This window comes from Oleiphilus sp. HI0117, assembly GCF_001635235.1.
In genome coordinates this window covers 1-2,959 of the sequence record NZ_LWGA01000962.1, presented here as the reverse complement: position 1 = coordinate 2,959, position 2,959 = coordinate 1, and the positions used below count along the sequence as shown (strand labels likewise).

At 45.9% G+C, this 2,959-nt stretch carries 1 protein-coding gene; it reads right to left on the bottom strand.

Going from position 1 to position 2,959, the window contains the following annotated elements:
- Positions 1–2,959 (bottom strand): condensation domain-containing protein (locus A3757_RS17220; protein ID WP_156506383.1); only part of this gene is annotated, 2,959 nt, incomplete at both ends.

Below are 2,959 nucleotides of genomic sequence, written 5' to 3'. Positions count from 1 at the left end.
GGCGATAGGTAAGCCCAATCCAGGCGGTGTTTGGGTTTGTGTAATCTGGGCACAGCTAGACCAAACGGTGGTTTCAGTTGGGCCATACATGTTCCAAAGCTCACTACAGCGTTGAAGTAGCTCTTCAGCTAAATCCAATGGCAATGCTTCGCCACCGCACAGTGCTTTTAATCTAGGCTCACCCTGCCAGCCACTACTGATCAGCAATCGCCAGGTGGCGGGTGTTGCTTGCATGAAGTTTGCCTGATGCTTTGTCAGCAAGCTTAATAAACGTCGACCATCACTACTATCCTGTTTCTTGGCAATAATGACTTTGGCGCCGACCCATAGTGGCAAGTAGAGTTCAAGTACGGCAATATCAAAAGACAAAGTTGTTACTGCCATCAGGGTATCATCAGCCTCGAGCCCTGGCTTTTCTGCCATGCTGTGTAAGAAGTTCATGACGGAAGCATGGGGTACCACAACGCCTTTAGGCTTTCCGGTAGAACCGGAGGTATAGATGATATACGCAGCTGTATCCTCAGGGATTGTTACATCTGGGCAAGCTGTGTTCTGCTGTGATAGACGTTCAGAAATCAGGTCGGTATTGAGTATGTGTGCAACAGAAGGCAGGCGCTTGATATGCGCTTCTTGAGTGACTAGGTGTTGTAAGCCCGAGTCTTCAATCATGTACGCCAAACGATCATCGGGGAAGTCAGGGTCAAGCGGGACATAGCTGGCGCCGACTTTCAATATGCCAATTAGGGCCGCGAGCATATGCTGAGAGCGGTCCAGGCACAAGCCTACGCGATCCCCAACGGATACATGTTCCTCTAATAGGAGCTGAGCCCACTGTGAGCTAAGTTCATCAAGCTGACGATAGCTTAAGACTTCCTGCTCAAATATGACGGCATCACTTTCGGCAAATTGTTGAGCTTGATGATGAAGGTAGTGACCGACAGTGCGAGGGGCCTTGGCTTGTTCTTCATGCCAAGCATGAGCAGGTCCTATACATTGTCTCATCACTTGCTTGCTTGAGCTTTGATTAAGTAGTTCTATATCGCAAAGCCTGGTTATCGGGTTTTGTGCAATTTGTCCGAGAATCGTAAGAAAATGATCCCTAAAGCCTTGGATCGTTTTTTCAGTAAAGAGAGATGTACTATAGACGATTGCTCCACTGAGTGAGTCGCCGCGTTTTTTAAACCATATGTTCAGGTCGAGTGGTGAATCATGAGAAGGGATCTCACACTGCTTGATGTTTATCGTATGGTCACCACTTCCCATGACTTGTTCGCGTTTAGATACGTCTTGGTAGGTGATAGAGGTTTGGTAGATGGGAGCACGACTCATATCACGTTCAGGGTTCAGGCGTTCGACGATCTTTTCGAACGGTGCTCTCATATGGTCAAAACCTTCTAGGCATTGTTGCTTGACCTGCTGTAATAGCTCAAGGAATGGCATTTCTCGGCTCAGTCTAAAGCGAAGTACTAAGGCGTTAACAAAAAAGCCAATCAGGTCTTCAGTGCCGGGCTTAGTTCGGTCAGCCATTGGTGTCGCAATGACTAGGTCTTCTTGGTCGGTATATTTTGCCAACAAGGCACAATAACTGGCCATCATGACCATAAATAAAGTTACGTCTTTTTCTAGGGCTAAGCCGTTAAGCCTGGAAAGTAGGTCACTCGGTAGCTCAAATGAAACTTGCTCACCGCGAATATCCTGAGTTTCCGGACGAGGTCGATCAAGCGGCATATCAAGGTTAGGAGCTCCTTGGAGGTGTTCTACCCAATAGCTGACATCCTTTTCTACATCTTCTTGTGAACTGTTGAGTCGTGACCAATTCGCATAGTCAGCAAACTGGTAATCGAGTACAGGTAATTGAGCATTGATACCGCAACAGTATGCGTTATAACTCTCACTGAGCTCATGTATAAATAAATCGAAAGACCAACCATCGAATATGATGTGATGAGGCATAAAAAACAAAATGCTCTCTTCTTCACTAAGAATGATTAGTTCTGCTTTAAAAAGAATATCGTGATTGATATCGAAAACCTGGTTTTGTAAAACGGTCAGGCGTTTTTTGAGTTCCAGCTCACGTTCAATTGGCTTATCTATATCTGCGAAAGAGACTTCACTTAGTTCAAAATTACTGATGTTTCGAAGCCGTTGATGTGGCTGGGAATCAATTTCAATTACTTCGGCGCTTAGCGCTTCTTGGCGACTGATTAGGTTTTGAAAAGCTTGATTTAAAGCAAGCTTATTGAGTTTTCCTTTTAGTCTGAATGCAGAGGGAAGGTTATAGGCAGTACTGCTTCCTTCCAGTTGATTCAGGTACCAAAGCCTTTGTTGGGCAAGGGTTAATAAGGCTGGTTCATTCTCTGAACGCTTTGTTATGGTTGATTGTTCTGTGTGCTGCGATTGATCTATTTTTTTAGCTAAAGACTCGATGTCTGCAAACTCGTAGAGGTCACTGAACTTCAATTGCACCGACATATCCATTTCAACACGGTGGATGATTTGTGCAATGAGCAAAGAATGCCCACCTAGGTCGAAGAAGTTTTCATTGATGTTAGATATGGGTTTATTGATGACTTCTTGCCAGATGCTCAGTAACTTAAGTTCAGTCGCTGTAGTAGCGGCCCGTACTTCTTCTTTGCCTAACGAGCTTGATTCTGATAAAGGGAGGCTTTCTAAAGCCTTTCGATCAAGCTTGTTGTTAAGGGTGCGTGGTAACTCCCCGAGTGCTTCAAGGTGCTGCGGCACCATGTAAGGGGGCAATTGCTGTCGCAGGTGCTCACGAAGTTCACTGAGACTAATCGGGCTATTCTTCCATACAACATAAGCGATGAGCCGCGTATCGCCGGCACGGACTTCTCGTACGCTTAAGGCGCAGTCGTCAATGGCGTCGTGTTGGCGCATAAGCGTCTCAATTTCACCCAGTTCTATTCGGTAGCCGCGTACTTTGACTTGCTGATCCAGT